The sequence below is a fragment of the Rhizobium sp. 62_C5_N11_2 genome, assembly GCF_051811185.1.
Classification (GTDB): Bacteria; Pseudomonadota; Alphaproteobacteria; order Rhizobiales; family Rhizobiaceae; genus Rhizobium; species Rhizobium leguminosarum.
In genome coordinates, this window is record NZ_JBPWPW010000001.1 from 2,853,216 (window position 1) to 2,869,689 (window position 16,474).

Annotated in this window: 15 protein-coding genes and 1 other RNA gene; 5 read left to right on the forward strand and 11 right to left on the reverse strand. The window is 61.4% G+C overall.

What is annotated here, in order from left to right; translation table 11 throughout:
- Positions 1 to 2: 2 nt before the first annotated feature.
- The 10 genes from AB8B31_RS14375 to AB8B31_RS14420 form a co-directional block, all read right to left on the reverse strand.
- Positions 3 to 1,763, reverse strand: a complete 1,761-nt coding sequence (locus tag AB8B31_RS14375) for a peptidoglycan D,D-transpeptidase FtsI family protein (protein WP_018242866.1) — start codon at positions 1,761 to 1,763, stop codon at positions 3 to 5.
- Positions 1,763 to 2,266: a cell division protein FtsL gene (gene ftsL / locus AB8B31_RS14380; protein ID WP_130653549.1), complete on the reverse strand. Its 504-nt coding sequence runs from the start codon at positions 2,264 to 2,266 to the stop codon at positions 1,763 to 1,765. The genes AB8B31_RS14375 and ftsL overlap by 1 nt, the downstream gene beginning before the upstream one ends.
- A 1-nt stretch (position 2,267) precedes the next feature.
- A complete protein-coding gene (rsmH, locus tag AB8B31_RS14385) occupies positions 2,268 to 3,293 on the reverse strand; it encodes a 16S rRNA (cytosine(1402)-N(4))-methyltransferase RsmH (RefSeq protein ID WP_018242868.1) in 1,026 nt (341 codons plus the stop codon).
- Positions 3,294 to 3,310: 17 nt separating this feature from the next.
- A complete protein-coding gene (mraZ, locus tag AB8B31_RS14390; RefSeq protein ID WP_026188472.1) occupies positions 3,311 to 3,748 on the reverse strand; it encodes a division/cell wall cluster transcriptional repressor MraZ in 438 nt (145 codons plus the stop codon).
- Positions 3,749 to 4,158: 410 nt separating this feature from the next.
- Positions 4,159 to 4,556, reverse strand: an RNA gene (rnpB, locus tag AB8B31_RS14395) — RNase P RNA component class A.
- A gap of 156 nt (positions 4,557 to 4,712) precedes the next feature.
- Complete coding sequence (locus AB8B31_RS14400; protein WP_130652773.1) at positions 4,713 to 5,888, reverse strand: NAD(P)/FAD-dependent oxidoreductase; 1,176 nt, start codon at positions 5,886 to 5,888, stop codon at positions 4,713 to 4,715.
- An 11-nt stretch (positions 5,889 to 5,899) separates the two neighbouring features.
- Positions 5,900 to 7,084, reverse strand: coding sequence for an NAD(P)/FAD-dependent oxidoreductase (locus tag AB8B31_RS14405; protein ID WP_130652774.1), 1,185 nt, complete (start codon positions 7,082 to 7,084; stop codon positions 5,900 to 5,902).
- A gap of 98 nt (positions 7,085 to 7,182) precedes the next feature.
- Positions 7,183 to 7,710 (reverse strand): lytic transglycosylase domain-containing protein, encoded by a 528-nt coding sequence (locus AB8B31_RS14410; RefSeq protein WP_018242872.1) that lies wholly within the window; start codon positions 7,708 to 7,710, stop codon positions 7,183 to 7,185.
- Between the two features lie 262 nt (positions 7,711 to 7,972).
- Positions 7,973 to 8,734: an N-acetylmuramoyl-L-alanine amidase gene (locus tag AB8B31_RS14415; protein WP_018242873.1), complete on the reverse strand. Its 762-nt coding sequence runs from the start codon at positions 8,732 to 8,734 to the stop codon at positions 7,973 to 7,975.
- Positions 8,731 to 9,438 carry a J domain-containing protein gene (locus AB8B31_RS14420; RefSeq protein WP_018242874.1) on the reverse strand — a complete coding sequence of 236 codons (708 nt, stop codon included), beginning with the start codon at positions 9,436 to 9,438 and terminating at the stop codon, positions 8,731 to 8,733. The genes AB8B31_RS14415 and AB8B31_RS14420 overlap by 4 nt, the downstream gene beginning before the upstream one ends.
- Positions 9,439 to 9,847: 409 nt before the next feature.
- On the opposite strand from AB8B31_RS14420, the gene AB8B31_RS14425 reads away from it, so the two are divergent.
- From AB8B31_RS14425 to AB8B31_RS14435, 3 genes are all read left to right on the forward strand, one after another.
- Positions 9,848 to 11,059 carry a pyrophosphate--fructose-6-phosphate 1-phosphotransferase gene (locus AB8B31_RS14425; RefSeq protein WP_130652775.1) on the forward strand — a complete coding sequence of 404 codons (1,212 nt, stop codon included), beginning with the start codon at positions 9,848 to 9,850 and terminating at the stop codon, positions 11,057 to 11,059.
- Positions 11,060 to 11,116: 57 nt separating this feature from the next.
- Entirely contained in the window at positions 11,117 to 11,752 is a 636-nt protein-coding gene (locus tag AB8B31_RS14430; RefSeq protein ID WP_018446558.1) for a LysE family translocator, read from the forward strand.
- 115 nt (positions 11,753 to 11,867) lie between these two features.
- Positions 11,868 to 12,803 (forward strand): lytic transglycosylase domain-containing protein, encoded by a 936-nt coding sequence (locus tag AB8B31_RS14435; protein ID WP_065276109.1) that lies wholly within the window; start codon positions 11,868 to 11,870, stop codon positions 12,801 to 12,803.
- A 39-nt stretch (positions 12,804 to 12,842) separates the two neighbouring features.
- Here the strand turns inward: AB8B31_RS14435 and AB8B31_RS14440 are convergent, their stop codons facing one another.
- Positions 12,843 to 14,267, reverse strand: a complete 1,425-nt coding sequence (locus tag AB8B31_RS14440; protein ID WP_130652776.1) for a serine hydrolase domain-containing protein — start codon at positions 14,265 to 14,267, stop codon at positions 12,843 to 12,845.
- A 217-nt stretch (positions 14,268 to 14,484) separates the two neighbouring features.
- On the opposite strand from AB8B31_RS14440, the gene AB8B31_RS14445 reads away from it, so the two are divergent.
- Both AB8B31_RS14445 and AB8B31_RS14450 read left to right on the forward strand, forming a co-directional pair.
- Positions 14,485 to 15,729, forward strand: a complete 1,245-nt coding sequence (locus AB8B31_RS14445) for a DUF3419 family protein (protein ID WP_130652777.1) — start codon at positions 14,485 to 14,487, stop codon at positions 15,727 to 15,729.
- Positions 15,726 to 16,400: a class I SAM-dependent methyltransferase gene (locus AB8B31_RS14450; protein WP_130652778.1), complete on the forward strand. Its 675-nt coding sequence runs from the start codon at positions 15,726 to 15,728 to the stop codon at positions 16,398 to 16,400. The genes AB8B31_RS14445 and AB8B31_RS14450 overlap by 4 nt, the downstream gene beginning before the upstream one ends.
- Positions 16,401 to 16,474 lie beyond the last annotated feature (74 nt).

A 16,474-nucleotide genomic window follows, 5' to 3' on the forward strand; every position in this document is an offset into this window, starting at 1 on the left:
ACTCAATAAGACACCAGCAAGGCCGATCCGCCCTCCCCGAATTTCGGCTCGATGCCGAGAATGGGGGCCGCGCGGCTGATGATCTCACGAGCGATCGGGCCGGCGGTGCCGGCGGAGATCGTTCCGCCATATTGCTTCTCACCGGTCTTCGGCTCGTCGCAGAAGGTGATCACGGCATATTTGGGATCATTGATCGGGAATGCGGCAATGAAGGAATTGAAGTTCAGCGTCGCCGAATAACGCCCGTTCACCACCTTGTCGGCCGTACCGGTCTTGCTGCCGACGGCAAAGCCCGGCACGCGGGCAACACGCCCGGATCCCTTGTAGCCGTTGAAATCAAGGAGATAGCGGATGTTGTCGCTGGTCGACTTCTTGATCACCTGCGTAGCGATCTGATCGGCCTGTTCGCGCGTGCGCGGCAGGAATGTCGGCTCGATCAGCTTGCCGCCATTGACGAGGGCGGCGGCGGCCACCCCTGTCTGCAGCGCCGTCGTCGAGACGCCATGGCCGAAGGAAATCGTGATCGAATTGATCTTCTTCCAAACGCGCGGCTGGCTCGGCATCTTCACTTCGGGCAGTTCCGTCTGCATCTTCGTCAAGAGGCCGAACTTGGTCAGATAGTCCTTCTGCGCATCGATGCCGACGATGTCGATGACGCGCGCCGTACCGATATTCGAAGAATATTGGAAAATCTCGGGAACAGTCAGCCAGCGGCGCTGCCCGTGAAAATCGTGGATGGTGAAGCCGCCGATATAGATCGATTTGCTGGCATCGAAACTGTCGGTCATCTTCACCTTGCCGCTATCGAGCGCCATGGCCAGCGAAAAGGTCTTGAAGGTCGAGCCCATTTCGAAGGTGCCGTTGGTCATCCGGTTGAGCCAACCGTCCTTGGCGCCTTCCTGCGGATCGTTCGGATCGAAATCCGGCGCCGATGCCATCGCCAGCACTTCTCCCGTATGCACGTCGATGACCGCGGCACCGGCGCCCTTGGACTGGAAGTTGTTAACGGCGTTGACGACCGCGTCCCGCACGATGTTCTGCACGCGCAGGTCGATCGATAGCCGCACCGGCTCGAGCGGCTGGTCGCTGGTCATGCCGACCGAGGCGAGATCGGCAAGCCCCTGGTCGTCGATAAATTTCTCCATGCCGGCGACACCGCGGTTGTCGATGTTGACGTAACCGAGGATGTGCGCGGCGGTCGAGCCGCCCGGATAGAAGCGGCGCTTCTCCGGCCGGAAGCCGATGCCGGGAATGCCGAGCGCCAGGATCTGGCTCTGCTGCTTCGGCGTCAGCTGCCGGCGCAGCCAGGCGAAATGCGAGGTCTTGACCGAGAGCTTCTTATAAGTGTCCCTGACGTCGAGCTCGGGCAGCACCGTTGCAAGTTTCTCCACTGCCTCGTCGGCGTCGACGATCTTGTTCGGCTCGGCAAACAGCGAGACGGTGCGGATGTCGGTCGCCAGTACCTCGCCGTTGCGGTCGAGAATGTCCGGGCGCGAGGCCATCAGCCGGTCGGGCGGCAGAATGCTGGAGACGACCTCCTGATCCTTCATCGCATATTCGACGAGACGGCCGCCGATGACGGCGTAGACGCCCATGAAGCCAAGGATCAGCAGGCCGACGCGGCTTTTCGCCTGCCCGGATTTCTTCTTGCGCGATCCCTCGATCGCCAGGCCGGCGGGGGAAGGACCGCCGAACCGGTTATAGACGCCGGCGGAGAAATGCGCCTGGCTCTTCAAAACCATGATGCGGGAAAGAAACGACATTATTCCTCCACCGATCCGGTTTCGATCTGGTCTGCATCTTCTGCCTCGCCGCGTGGCGCTGACATCGGAATGGGCTGCGCCTTGGCGTTGGCTTGCGCGCCCTTGGCGGTGTCCGGTGCGCCTTTGGCGCTGGCCACGGTCGCGCTCTTGGCGCTGGCCACGGTCGTGCCTTTGGCGCTGGCCTTGGCCTCCGTCACGTCAGGCACGGGAACCTCGGATTTCAGCATCGGCAATTCCTTGGCATGCACGAGCGCCGTCGATTCCGTCGGCTGCAGCTTCAATTCGTCATTATAGGACTTGACCAGCCGCTCCAGCCGGTTCGGCTGCGATTGCAGCGCCCAGTCGGCCTTGAGAAGGTCGATCGTGTCCTTCTCAAGCTTGATCTCGGCTTCGAGGCGATGAACCTCCTCGAGCTTCAATTCGGCGCGGTGCTTGATCGTGTAGGTCACGGCGGCGGTGGCCGTCATGACGCCGATAAGCACGAGATCGAAGGTTTTCAGCATATCAACCACCAAGCTTTCCGAGACTGGCAAGATTGGGAAACCCGAAGAGCGACATATCCGCGGCTTCGGCGGCGGCGTCCGTCCTCAGGCCGGCGCGCAGCTTGGCGGAGCGGGCGCGCGGATTGATCTCGGCCTCCGCCTCGCTTGCCGAAACCATCGCCTTGCCGATAGCCGCAAAAGTTGCCGCTCGCTCATGCGCGACCGGCAGATGCCGTGAACCCGACGCCTTGCCGGCGCGGTCGGAGAAGAATTTCTTGACGATGCGGTCTTCCAGCGAATGAAAGGTGACGACGACGAGCCGCCCGCCGGGCTTCAGCGCCGTTTCCGCCGCAAACAGCGCCTGCGCCAGTTCGCCGAGCTCGTCATTGACGAAGATGCGCAATGCCTGGAAGACGCGCGTTGCCGGATGGATCTTGTCCTTCATCTTGCGCGGCGTAACGAGCTCGATGAGACCGGCGAGATCGCGCGTCGTCTCAAATGGCTTTTCGGCGCGGCGCTTCTCGATCGCATGCGCGATGCGCGGCGCCTGGCTTTCCTCGCCGAGAAAATGGAAGATGCGGATGAGATCGGCGACCTTGGCGCGGTTGACGACATCGGCGGCCGAAACACCTTCGGCCGACATGCGCATGTCGAGCGGTCCGTTCTTCTGGAAGGAGAAGCCGCGCTCGGCCTCGTCGATCTGCATGGAGGAGACGCCGATATCGAGCACGACACCATCGAGCCCGCCCTGCGGCGCATGATCGGCGAGATGCGAGAATTGCGAATGAACAAGCTTGAGACGACCACCATGGGCGGCGACCATCGCCTGCCCCGATGCAATCGCCGTCGGATCGCGGTCGAGCGCAATCACCTCGGCGCCGGCCGCAAGGATGGCCGAGCTGTAACCGCCCGCACCGAATGTACCATCGAGGATGAGCTTGCCGGGCGCGGGCGCCAGCGCCGCAAGCACTTCTTCGAGTAGAACAGGAATGTGACGAACCGGTCCGCCACCGGCATCAGTTGAACCTCCGCCAGGATTCGCCACCATTCCGTTCCCTCGTTCTTTCAGGAACGCTTGCCCGCCAGCTTGCGCTCCCCTCGTGCTTGCGCCTGTGCGGCCACAAAAGCCTGCGGCTGCCAGAGCTGAAAATGATCCGCCCGACCGACGAAGGTCACTTCGTCCGAGATACCGGTAAAGCCGCGAATGAAATCCGTGACCATCAGCCGCCCCTCGGCATCGAGCTTCATGAAGACCCCGCCTCCATGAATGAGAAGCGACATCTCGTTCGCATCCGGCGAAAACGGATCCTCCGCAGCAATCTGCCGTTCGAATCTTTCGAGAAGATCCGGACCGCCGATGCTGATCGCCGGAAACACAAAGTCCTGGAAGCAATAGAGCTCCTGAACATTGCGCTGCGCCAGCACGGAACGAAAAGCCGAAGGCACGGAAACCCTGCCCTTGGCATCGATCCTGTTGGTCGCGTTCGAAAGGAAGCGGTTCATGACACGAAACATCCGTTCCCGCAGGGATCCGGACCAAAAGACGCCCGAAACTCCCGATATCAGGCACAGCTTCGCAAGCCGGATGAGCCAAAACCCCTCCGACGCTTCCGGAGAGGAAGACGCCTTTACTTTGCGATGAATGGGCAGGTGATTGCCCTGGTGCAGTGCGCATTTGGGATAGCATGGGACCATATGGGCGTCAATGGGATACGCCCATTTTGCAATGGACGCATGATCAAAAATTTATAAGCCGTTAAGTTTAACAAAGGGTTAGCATCGCCATCTTACAAACGACACGTAGTGGTGGCTAAGCGAGAAAAATCAACCCATGAATGCATTAACATCCGCTCGATAACAGTCAGTTTCAGCGACTTACGGTGAAAATCCGGCCGACGCGCCGCAAGATGTTAATCGCCAGTTGGCCTGTAAGCCGGGTTCTGTAAGGCTCCGGCGTGAACCGGAACGTGGCAGCCATTCCTCTGGGACAGCGTTCGCACGCTGCCTCGCGCAACCCACCCGGATGACTGGCCTGGAAACCAGCCGGAAGGCCTTTCGGCCTGCCGCGTCATCCCTATTCGGTCTTGCTCCCGGTGGGGTTTACCGTGCCATTTCCGTTGCCGGAGATGCGGTGGGCTCTTACCCCACCCTTTCACCCTTACCTGTCATGACAGGCGGTTTGCTTTCTGTGGCACTTTCCCTGAGGTCGCCCTCGCCGGACGTTATCCGGCACCGTGTTTCCGTGGAGCCCGGACTTTCCTCACCCTACCGCCTTTCGGCATTGGTAAAGCGCGGCTGCCCAGCCAACTGGCAGGGCTCCCATAAACGAGAGAGATCGCAATTGCTATCGAAATAAATGATATCGCTTGGAGCTATTCCAGCAAAAATGCGCAGCGGTTTTGCGTCCGCAATTGCGTAGGAACAAAAGAGAGAGCACTTCCGTGATTCGGAGAAAAACGGAAATGCTCTAGCGAAATTGCGGTGTGAAATCCGTGGAGTAGCCCTCTTCGCCGATTCCGCCTGATAAAAGCAGCTCGGCCCCAAGCCGGCCGATTTCGTCCGAGCTCTTGGCCGACGTGCCGGCGCAGCCCGTCAGCACCGCGATCTCGGGCGAGGAAGTATAGCCAATCATCGGATAGCCGCTTTCCGTATGCGACACGACGCAAGCGGCCGTCGAAATCGAAAGCGGCACGATATTGGGCACAAGACCTTCAACGATGCGTTTGAGATGCGCGCGCACCGTATCGCGCCCCTCGGTCTTGAACCAGGCGCGCATCTCCGCTTCGTCGCTAAGCGCCAGATCGTCAGGATCGCCGCCGATCTTCAGGTAAAATTTGCCGTTGGGATACCGGATCGGCGGCAGCAGGTAGATATCGATGCCGGGCGCCCTGAGAATGAGCGACGGCATCGCGGCCAGGCGCACCGCGTCGGCCTCGCTTACTTCAAAGAGCGTCACGGTCCGGGCATAAACCGTCATGGCAACCGGCCGCGGCAACAGATTCTTCGCAATGGAAAATCCGCCCGCTGCCAGCAACACCTTTGCACCGCGATAGGTCAGGCCACCGGCCGTCTCGACGGCGGCCCATCCGCCCTCGCTGCGGATCGAAATGACATGATCGCGGATGACGGCAGCACCTGCCTTTTCCGCCAGCAGCGATTGGGCTTTCACAAGCTTGCGCGGACTGATGTGGCCGGCCCCCCTCGCCTCGAAGACGCCCGTGCCCCCATCAGGAAAGGCGAAGAAGGGAAAGGCGGCCTTCAGCCCGGCCTCATCGAGAAGGCTGGTTTCGACGTTCAGCGAAATGGCGGCCCGCCGGGTCTTCTCGATATAATCGCCTCCCGTCGGCGCGACGGCGACGCAGCCCACCTCCCGATAGAAATCGATACCGCTGTCGCGGGCGATCTCGCCATAACGGCCGATCGAGCGGTTGGCGAGCAGTGCCCAATTGCGGTCGGGATCGATGGTACGAGTGATGCGCCCCTCGTCATAATGGCTGGCGAAGACGCCCTGATGCGCCTTGCGATCATCCGGCTCGTCCGGCCCAATCACCGCGACACCGTCCACTTGGCGCGCCAGATGCCGCGCCGCCGCTGCCCCCATCAGCCCGCGGCCGACGACGATGTATTTGAAATCGACTGCCATAACATTTCCCCTCAACCAAAGACCGGCGTCAGCTCGCCGCCGAAATCCTGATCCCCGAGCCTTCCTTCCGCCAGAAGCACCGCTCCCAGCCGCCCGAGCTCGTCGGAGGATTTGGCCGCGACGAAATTGCCGCCGGTCAGCACCGCGATGCGCGGCGACTGCGTAAATCCAGCATAGGGATAACCGGTCGGCGTGAAATTCGCCACACAGGGCGCCGATGTGACAGGGCAGCCGGCAAGCTCCGGCATCAGCTGCAGGGCGACACGCGCGAGATGATCGCGCTCGGGAGCACTGCCGTCGGAACGGAACCACGCGCCGGCATCTTCCAACTGGCTGAAAGAAAGCGCCTCAGTGTCACCACCGAGCTTCAGATAAGTCTTGCCGTCGGGATAACGCACCGGCGGCAGGATATAGATGTGATCCTCTTCTCGGTCACCGAGCACGATCGTCGACGGCATGCCGCCGAAAACCGCCATCTCGCGCTCGCCGAGTTCGTAGAAGGCGACCGTGCGCGCCATCACCCTGGTATCGACGGGACGCGGCAGCAGTGTATGGAAATTGCTGAATCCGCCGGCGGCCACCAGCACACGTTCAGCGCCGTAGCTTCTGCAGCCTGCCGTCACCTCGACATGGGAACCGGTATCGCGCACGGATGTCGCGGTTGCCTCGATAAGCGAGACGCCGCCCTGTTCGGCAAGCATGGTCTGCGCCCGCACCAGCGCCCGCGGGTTGATGTAGCCGGCGCGCCTGCGTTCGAAATACCCGCTGAAATCCGGATCGACGGCAAGATAGGGAAACCGCCGGCGAAGGTCTAACGGCGCGATGGTCTCGATATCGCTGCCGAGTGTCCGGCTGACGGTCAGCGCCCTTTTGATATAGTCCTGCTCGCCCTTCTCAGGAGCGGCAAAGAGGCAGCCGACCTCCGAATAGAAGGAAATGCCGCTCCTTGCCTCGATCTCGCGGTAGCGGTCGAGCGCGCGGGCGGCGAAGGTTCCCCAGGCAAGATTGCCGTCGAAGGTGCGGGTGATGCGCGCTTCGTCGTAATGGCTGGCGAAGACACCGTGATGAGCCTTGCGCTCCTCAGGCTCGCGCGGGCCGATCAGCGCGATGCCGTCGGCCATCGAGGAGAGATGCCGTGCGACGGCAGCCCCCATCATGCCGCGTCCGATGATGATAAACCTGAAATCGACTGCCATATCCCACCTCGTTTCAAGGTGGGATATCACGGCAAGCGCACTGATTCACATCGCAAAATTGCCGCAAGGGAATTTCGTCAGGACGCGTCAGACTATGCTCAGTCGAGCATCGCCAGGACCTTGCCGCAATAGGTCTTCGACACCGGGTTCATGCGCGTGGCGGCATGGCCGGCATTGTATTTCAGGATAGTGTTGCAGGTCTGCCCGCCGCCGAGCTGATGGGCAGCCGCCAGATACTTCATGCCGTATTTGATGTTGGTCTCCGGATCGAACAGGCCCTTCTTCGAGCCGGAATAACCCATCATCCGCGCCGTCGCCGGCTTGATCTGCATCAGGCCGACTTCACCGGCGCTGCCGCGGGCGTTCGGATTGAAATTGCTCTCGACGCGCACGACAGCCTGGGCGAGTGCGACGGGCACATCGTATTCAGCGGCATATTTGTTGATCAGTGCGGCATAGGGAATGCTCGTGGAAAAATCCGGCATGGCATAGCCGCTCTGGCGATCGACGGTTTTCAGCGAGATGGTTTCGGCCCGGACACCCCAGTCATCACCAGCCAAGGCAACACTATATCCCGCCAGCAGCATGCCAACGCATGCCGCAGCACCAACAATCATATTCTTCATGTAGTCTCTTCACTCCGACCCAAAGAATTGCAGGACTGCGCGCCTCGCCGTCATCCGGTCACACGCGACCCAGGACTGGTCGCGTTCCGTAGCAATTCTTATCGTTTCATTTGGCGCTCATGGTTACACTTGAAAACAGCCGCGAGCGCTGTTCAGCGGGCGTTCTTAGACCATCGCAATGAGGAGATAATAGGGAAATGATGTGGCGAGGCGGTTTTCTCGCCGGCCGCGAGAAATCCGTCCTGATATCCGGTTCTTCCGGTCAGGTATAACGCGGCAGCGACGACAGCAGCCGGTGCAGCGTGTCGATCGTCGAGAAATCGGCGATGCCATCTACCCGTTGGGGCCGGAAATGGCGCTGGAAAGCTTCCACATCGCCCGCCGTTTTCTCGGAGAATTCACCCGTGATTTCAGTGCCGTAACCATAGAGCGACAGCATCGACTGCAGCGCCTCGACAGGCTGGCCAGTATCGCCGCGCTGGAAGAAGCGCCCGCCGGTGATCGTTGCCGGCTCGACCCAGTGCCCGATGCCCGCCCGGTGGAGCTCGGCCCAGGGGAATTTCTCGCCCGGATCGACCTTGCGGATGGGGGCGACATCGGAATGCCCGAGCACCCGTTCCGGCACGATCGACCAACGTTTGACACAGTCGCGACACAATTCGATCACCGCGGCGATCTGCTCTTTCGGATAATCGGGGAGTCCGCCGGGATGGCCGGCATTAGCGATCTCGATGCCGATCGACAGAGAATTGATGTCCGTCTCGCCGTGCCAGCTGCTTTTTCCCGCATGCCAGGCACGCCGTGTTTCCGGCACGAGCTGCACCACCTCGCCGTTTTCATGCACAAAATAGTGGCTGGAAACCTGGCTCTCGGCGCGACAGAGCCAGTCGAGCGCGCCATCAGCCGTTGGCATGCCGGTATAGTGCAGCAGGATCATATCGGGATGGCGCCCGTCCGCCCGCTCGCCATGGTTCGGCGAGGGCTGCACGCGAGCGCTTCTGCAGTCGGCCTCGAAAGAGGTCATGCCGCGCGGCGTTCCTTCTCGATCGCCTCATAGGCCGCGTTCAGCGCCGCCATGCGCTCATTGGCGATCACATGGAATTCCTTCGGCACGCCGCGCGAGATCAGCCGATCGGGATGATGTTCGCTGACAAGGCCATGGTAACGGCGGCGGATGGTCGGGAAATCGTCCGAAGGCGAGACGCCGAGAACCTTGTAGGGATCGCCGCCGGACGAGACGTGGCGGGCAGCGATCTGCTCGAAGCGGGTCTCGCTCATCTCGAAGATCTCGCCGATATGACGCAGGAAATTCAGTTCCTTCTCGTGGATCAGCCCATCGGCCTTGGCGATGTGGAAGAGGCCGTCGAGCACGTCTTCCAGCACTGTGCAATTGGCTGCGCAAGTAACGCAGAGCGTGGAAAGCCGTTCGGCATAGGCTTCGTAGCCGGCGACGTCCTGGCGCGCGAGGTTGTAAAGCCTGGCGACGTTCTTTGCCTGATCCTGCGGGAATTCGAAGATTTCGCGGAAGGCTTCGACCTCCTTCTCGCTAACGATGCCGTCGGCCTTGGCCATCTTGGCCGACAGCGCGATGATCGCCACGGAGAAAGCCACTTTACGCCGGGTCTCGGGATCGCCTTCGAAAACCGTGCGGATAGCCTCGACCACCGCAGACAGCGCATTGCCTGCGGTATTGCCAATGGCATTCAACAGCTTTTCCCAGAAGGACATCGAAAATCTCACACACTTGTCAACTTATAACAAACAGCTTGACCAAAGAATCGCAGCCTTTGCAAGGCGACTATTGGTCGTAGGGCCGAACACAGTTTTCACGATTTGGTAATTGTCGCACCGCAGCAAACGATTCATCGCCCCGCTTTATCTTACCTTAAGGCCTGGCTAGCGGTCGCCGCCATTGGCCAGGCACGTACGCTGCGGAGCGCGCGATGGAAATTTCCACAACAGATCCCCGACAGGCAGACCGGGCTTGAAACGATTATATCCGCACTTCCGGTCGCCTTTGCAGTTCAACACGGCAGAAAGGCGCATTTTTCGTAAATTCTTTACTTTACAGGGCCCTTTCCCTGCCGCATCCATGCGTTAGCTAACGCTGCCGCACCGAAACACCGTAGGAGGGATCATGGCCAAACAGAAAGTCGCAATGCTGACCGCCGGAGGCCTGGCGCCCTGTCTTTCTTCCGCCGTCGGCGGCCTCATCGAACGCTACAGCGACATCGCACCCGATCTCGACATCGTCGCCTACAAATCCGGCTACCAAGGGGTGCTGATCGGCGACAGCCTCGAGATCACCCGCCAGATGCGCGAAAAGGCGCCGCTGCTGCACCGCTACGGCGGCTCGCCGATCGGCAATAGCCGCGTCAAGCTCACCAATGCCGCCGACTGCGTCAAGCGCGGCCTGGTCAAGGAAGGCGAGAACCCGCTGCGGGTCGCCGCCGAACGTCTTGCCAATGACGGCATCACCATTCTCCACACGATCGGCGGCGACGACACCAACACCACGGCCGCCGACCTTGCCGCCTACCTCGCCGCCAACGGCTACGATCTCACCGTCGTCGGCCTGCCGAAGACTGTCGACAATGACGTCGTGCCGATCCGCCAGTCGCTCGGCGCCTGGACGGCCGCCGAAGTCGGCGCGCATTTCTTCGACAATGTCAGCAACGAACAGACGGCCGCACCCCGCACCCTCGTCATCCACGAGGTCATGGGCCGCCATTGCGGCTGGCTGACGGCCGCCACCGCTCGCGCCTATCTCCAGCGCACCAGCCGCAACCAGTATGTCGACGGCCTGATGATGGACGCGCATCTGAAAAGCATCGACGCCGTCTACCTGCCTGAGATGGCCTTCGACCTCGACGCCGAAGCCGCCCGCCTGACGGAAAGCATGGACCGCAACGGCCATGCCACGGTCTTTGTCTCGGAAGGCGCATGCCTCGACGCCATCGTCGCCGAGCGCGAAGCCGCCGGCGAGACCGTCAAGCGCGATGCCTTCGGCCATGTGAAGATCGACACGATCAATGTCGGCGCATGGTTCCAGAAGCAGTTCGCCAATCTCTTGAACGCCGAGCGTTCCCTCGTACAGAAATCAGGCTATTTCGCCCGCTCGGCGCCCGCCAATAGCGACGACCTGCGGCTGATCCAGAGCATGGTCGATCTCGCCGTCGAAAGCGCGCTCAATAAAGTCTCCGGCGTCACCGGCCATGATGAAGGCCAGAACGGTAAATTGCGCACTATAGAATTCCCGCGCATCAAGGGCGGCAAGGCTTTTGACCTTTCGACGGCATGGTTTGCCGAAGTCATGGACAATATAGGCCAGAAATACAAAGAAGCGTGATTGACGGATGGTTAATATGATGTCTTTGCTTGTTCCCGAGGAATAGGAGGAGACACCATGTCACTTGAAGCTTGGCTCGCTTTTGCGGCGGCATCCGCCATCATGCTGGCCATACCGGGGCCGACGATACTGCTCGTCGTTTCCTATGCGCTCGGTCATGGACGCAGGACGGCGTTTGCGACGGTAGGCGGCGTGGCGCTCGGTGACTTCACCGCGATGACCGCTTCTCTCTTCGGTCTCGGTGCTGTTCTGGCCGCCTCCGCGACCCTCTTCACCGTGTTGAAGTGGATCGGCGGCGCCTACCTGATCTGGCTGGGACTCAAGCTCTGGCGGGCTCCCATCATCGGCGAACCGATTGCCGACAACGACAATCTGCCGGAGGAGAAGTCCCTCAAGATCTTCCTCCACGCCTATGTTGTCACCGCCCTCAATCCGAAGAGCATCATCTTCTTCGTCGCCTTCGTGCCGCAGTTCCTCAATCCGGCCCTGCCCTTCCTCGGCCAGATGGCGATCATGGAAGCGACCTTCCTCGTGCTGGCGATCCTCAACGCTTCCACCTACGCGTTTCTCGCCCATGCCGCGCGCGGACTGATTCGCAAGGCGAGCATCCAGCGCGCCGTGAACCGAACCGGAGGCACTCTGCTGATCGCTGCAGGTGCCGTAACGGCCGGGTATCGTCGTATTGCAGCCTAGTAATACTCCGTGGTTGCCGGAATGCCACGAATAGGTTAATGGGGTCACCAGGGCTTAAGGTTTTTGGTAACTTTTATACGCTGCCGGGGCGGCGCGATTTCACGAAAGTGGCGGAATGGTAGCGATCGGATTATCCGGCCTGAAACGCAGTCTTGTCGTTTCCACGATACTCTGCGGCGTGATGACGGGATGTGCGAGCGTCGAATACACGTCCCAGGCCGAACTGACAGCCGCCCAGACCGTCGTGCCGATGCCGAAGCCCGGCGAAGATGCAACACTTGCCGCGATCCCGACAGCCGAAGGCGCAGCTGTCGCTGGCGCCACCATCCCTCAGGCATCACCCCCCTCCCTGACCGCAACGGCGATGCCGGCCGTGGCGACCTCTCAGCCTGCCGATCTCGCCATGCAGGCAGGCATACAGCCGGCAGCCTACGCGCAGATTCCGCTGACGCCCGAGATGACGGCGATCCAGTCCGTCGTGCCGACGCCGCGTCCGGGAGCGCCCGCACAGCCGACGACGCAGCTTGCCTTTGCTGCGACACCGCAAAACAGTGCGCTTGCAGCACTTGCCGCAGTTGACACCACGCCACGCGCCAGCATGGATTACGGTTTCGACGAATCCGGGCCGATCGATCCGCCGACGGCGCCCCCGATGTTCAGCGACGACGACAAAGACGATGCGCCGACGGTCGAGAAGAGCTTCGTCACCAAACTCATCGCCAAATATTCGAAGGTCTACGAGATTCCCGAGACGTTGCTCCACCGCATCGTCCATCGCGAGAGCCGCTATAATCCGAAGGCCTACAACAAGCGCGGCTATTTCGGCCTCATGCAGATCAAGTACAACACCGCCAAGTCCATGGGTTATGACGGTGCCCCGGGCGGCCTCTTCGATGCCGAGACCAACATCAAATATGCCGCGAAATATCTGCGCGGCGCCTGGCTCGTCTCCGACAATAAGGAAGACGATGCCGTCCGCCTCTATGCGCGCGGCTATTATTATGACGCCAAGCGCAAGGGCATGACCGACATCGCCCAAGGCAACTACTGACACCAAGGCAATTGCTGAAACGGCGATCGCAGCTCCGGCCTATGGCTGCGGCTGCGCCTTTTGTTGTGACCCGGCCTGCTGTTTCGGCTCCCCCGGTTGCGGCACGGCGGCCAGGATCTTCTTCAGCAGCGTCTGCGGCTGATAGTCGAGCCGGCTTGGCGTCAGGCCGAGCCGGACGACGACCAGATTGGCGGAAGGCACGATCGCCATGCTCTGCCCGTCATGCCCCGTCAGCCAGAACGTATCCTCCGGCAGTCCGAACGCGGCGCTTGGGCCGCCAGGAGCGAGCCAGGCTTGGCCTTGCGTATACCGCCCGTTCGACGCTGCCGTCGGGGTACGCATGGCGCCGACGAAACCCTCCGGCAGCAGCCGCTGGCCGTTCCACACGCCATCCTGCAGCAGGAACTGCCCGAAGCGCGCCCAGTCATGCGCCGTCGCATAGAGATAGGAGCTTCCGGCAAACGTGCCGCGCGCATCGAGTTCGAACACCGCGCTCGTCATGCCGAGCGGCGAAAACAACGCGTCGTGCGGATAGGAAAAGGCGGCCTGCGCATTGCCGACCCTGTCCATCCAGATGCGTGACAAGAGCACGGCCGTACCGCTCGAATAGCGGAAGCGCTGGCCGGGTGCTGCCTCCATCGGCGCATTGGCCGGCAGCGATACCATGTCGGGATCGAGATAGAGCATGCGCGTCACATCGGCGACGTCGCCATAGTCCTCGTTGAAGGCAAGGCCGCTCTCCATGCCGAGCAGGTCGGAAACCTTGATCCTGGCGCGCGCATCGTTCTTCCACTGCGCCAGCAGGTTATCATCGTCAAAGGAGATCTTGCCGTCGAGCATCAGCCGGCCGAGGACCGCCGCATTCACGGTCTTCGTCATCGACCAGCCGATGAGCGGCGTCTTTGCCGAGAAGCCGGGGCCATAGGCTTCGGCGACGATGCGGCCATCGCGCACCACGACGATCGCCCGCATTGCAGGGCCGGCCACGCCGGCATCGGCAAGCAGCGCGGCGATCTTGCCGTCCGCCGGGTTGCCGGTGCCCTCGCCCTCCGGCCACAAGGCGTCATTCGGCTGCATCTTGGCCGGTGGATCGAAGGGCGCTGCATTCGCCGCCGCCTCGAAATTGCCGTCCGGCACGCTCGCGCAGCCGAAAGCGCCGCGATAGAGCGCATAACTCGGCGCAAACAGTCCCATGAAGCGCGCCGTCACGCGGTCGTTGTCGCGGTCGACGCTGACACGCACGAGCCGCAGCAGCGGATTTCCGGGCGCCTGGACATCGTCATGAAGCACATCCTCGGCCCCCCGGCCGGCGATGAAGACATTGGAGCAGACGATCTTGGCGGCATAGCCGTCGCCGACGCTGAGCAGTTCCGGCGGCCGGATGAAGAGCCAGCTGGCGGCAGTGATGACGAGGAGAACGAGAAGGAGAGCAAGCGCCTTCAGGATACGCAGGACAAATCGCATGGCATTCCTCCATGCCGGGAGAGAAGCAGGAATCACACGCGCCGGAAAGGGGCCGAAGCGAAGAACGGCCATCGTCCCGATCACTTTCCCAGGAGAGCCATCCCGGTTGCTCGCCCGAGGAGGTCGAAGCCTCCGAAGAACGGCGCCCACAGCCCGCGTCATCAAACTGTAGCAGAGGCGCGCTACACGCCCTGAACGCTAAAAAGGTGACAGACTCATGTCAGAATTTGCACCGGATGCCGGCTTCCGCAAGAACCGGAAACTCAAGGACGCCCTTCTCCGCCATAAGGCCTTTTCGAAGGATGGCTTTTCCGAGCGTCTCTTCGGCCTTCTCTTCTCCGGCCTCGTCTATCCGCAGATCTGGGAGGATCCGGATCTCGACATGCAGGCGATGGAGCTGAAGCCCAACCATCGCATCGTCACCATCGGCTCTGGCGGCTGCAACATGCTCGCCTATCTCTCCAAGGCGCCGGCCTCGATCGACGTCGTCGATCTCAACCCGCACCACATCGCGCTGAACCGCCTAAAGCTTGCCGCCTTCAAGCATCTTCCCGGCCATGCCGATCTCGTCCGCTTCCTGGCGATGCCGAACGAGAAGTCGAACAGCCGCGCTTACGACCAGCATCTCGCCGCCCGTCTCGATGAGGCAACCCGTAGCTACTGGAACGGCCGCAAGTTCGGCCGCCGCCGCGTCACCGTTTTTGACCGCAACATTTACGAGACGGGCCTGCTCGGCCGCTTCATCGGCGCCGCCCACCTTCTTGCCCGCCTGCATGGCGTCAAACTGCGCGAGATGACCAAAACCCGCTCGATCCGCGAGCAGCGCCAGTTCTTCGACGAGCAGATCGCGCCGCTCTTCGAAAAGCCGGTCGTGCGCTGGATCACCGGCCGCAAGAGCTCGCTCTTCGGCCTCGGCATTCCGCCGCAGCAATATGACGAACTTGCGAGCCTTGCCGCCGATCATTCGATCGCGCCGGTGCTGAAGCACCGCCTGGAAAAGCTCGCCTGTCATTTCCCGATGAGCGACAACTATTTTGCCTGGCAGGCCTTCGGCCGCCGCTACGGCACCGAAACGGAAGGCCCGCTGCCGACCTATTTGAAGTCGGAGCACTATCAGGTGATCCGCGCCAATGTCGACCGCGTCAACGTCCACCACGCAAGCTTCACCGAGCTTCTGGCTCGCGAGCCGGCCGCCTCGCGCGACCGCTACATCCTGCTCGACGCACAGGACTGGATGACGGACGAGCAGTTGAACGACGTCTGGACGGAAATCACCCGCACGGCGCGCGACGGCGCCCGCGTGATCTTCCGCACCGCCGCCGAAAAAAGCATCATCGAAGGCCGTCTGGCTCCGGCGATCCGCGACCAATGGGATTACTTCGAGGAGAAGTCGCTTGAACTGACCGCGCTCGATCGCTCGGCAATCTACGGCGGCTTCCATATTTACGGGAAGAAGGCGTGAACAAGGTCAGCACTGAGACGGCAGGAAAGAGTGATGAACATGCCAGCCTCATGGATGGCATCTACCGCTACCAGCGGCACATCTACGACCTGACCCGCAAATATTATCTTCTCGGCCGCGACAGCACGATCCGCAATCTCGACGTTCCCGAAGGCGGCACCCTGCTTGAAGTCGGCTGCGGCACCGGGCGCAACATGGCCTTCGCCCACAGGCATTTCCCGACCGCCAAGCTGTTCGGCCTCGACATTTCCCAGGAAATGCTGATTTCGGCGCGCAAGACCTTCGCCACCAAGGCGACGATCCCGGAATTCCGCGTCGCCGACGCCACGGCGTTCACGCCGCGCGAATTCGGCGTCAGCGGCTTCGACCGCATCCTGATTTCCTATGCCCTGTCGATGATCCCGGACTGGGAGCGCGCCGTCGATGCATCGATCGCCGCACTCAATCCCGGCGGCCAGCTGCACATCGTCGATTTCGGCCAGCAGGAAGGCTTGCCGGCCTGGTTCCGGCGCATGCTGCAGTCCTGGCTTGCGAAATTCCACGTCACCCCGCGCCCCGATCTGCGTGAGGTTCTGGAAGCGCAAGCCCATGAAAACAACGCGATATTGTTGTTCGATACCGCCGGCGGTGGTTATGCCTGGCGGGCTGCCATTATCAGCAAGCGCTTATAATTCGCTTGAAACTAACCGATTTTTTACGTTGATATGGTGAAAAGAGGGTTATCCTCTGCTGACTCGTCTTTTTC

Coding starts and splice junctions, on each gene's coding strand:
- AB8B31_RS14400 (WP_130652773.1), bottom strand. CDS start 5,888: ATGGCAGTCGATTTCAAATACATCGTCGTCGGCCGCGGGCTGATGGGG.
- AB8B31_RS14445 (WP_130652777.1), top strand. CDS start 14,485: ATGTCAGAATTTGCACCGGATGCCGGCTTCCGCAAGAACCGGAAACTC.
- AB8B31_RS14375 (WP_018242866.1), bottom strand. CDS start 1,763: ATGTCGTTTCTTTCCCGCATCATGGTTTTGAAGAGCCAGGCGCATTTC.
- mraZ (WP_026188472.1), bottom strand. CDS start 3,748: ATGAACCGCTTCCTTTCGAACGCGACCAACAGGATCGATGCCAAGGGC.
- AB8B31_RS14405 (WP_130652774.1), bottom strand. CDS start 7,084: ATGGCAGTCGATTTCAGGTTTATCATCATCGGACGCGGCATGATGGGG.
- AB8B31_RS14415 (WP_018242873.1), bottom strand. CDS start 8,734: ATGACCTCTTTCGAGGCCGACTGCAGAAGCGCTCGCGTGCAGCCCTCG.
- AB8B31_RS14430 (WP_018446558.1), top strand. CDS start 11,117: ATGTCACTTGAAGCTTGGCTCGCTTTTGCGGCGGCATCCGCCATCATG.
- ftsL (WP_130653549.1), bottom strand. CDS start 2,266: ATGCTGAAAACCTTCGATCTCGTGCTTATCGGCGTCATGACGGCCACC.
- AB8B31_RS14440 (WP_130652776.1), bottom strand. CDS start 14,267: ATGCGATTTGTCCTGCGTATCCTGAAGGCGCTTGCTCTCCTTCTCGTT.
- rsmH (WP_018242868.1), bottom strand. CDS start 3,293: ATGGTGGCGAATCCTGGCGGAGGTTCAACTGATGCCGGTGGCGGACCG.
- AB8B31_RS14410 (WP_018242872.1), bottom strand. CDS start 7,710: ATGAAGAATATGATTGTTGGTGCTGCGGCATGCGTTGGCATGCTGCTG.
- AB8B31_RS14435 (WP_065276109.1), top strand. CDS start 11,868: ATGGTAGCGATCGGATTATCCGGCCTGAAACGCAGTCTTGTCGTTTCC.
- AB8B31_RS14420 (WP_018242874.1), bottom strand. CDS start 9,438: ATGTCCTTCTGGGAAAAGCTGTTGAATGCCATTGGCAATACCGCAGGC.
- AB8B31_RS14425 (WP_130652775.1), top strand. CDS start 9,848: ATGGCCAAACAGAAAGTCGCAATGCTGACCGCCGGAGGCCTGGCGCCC.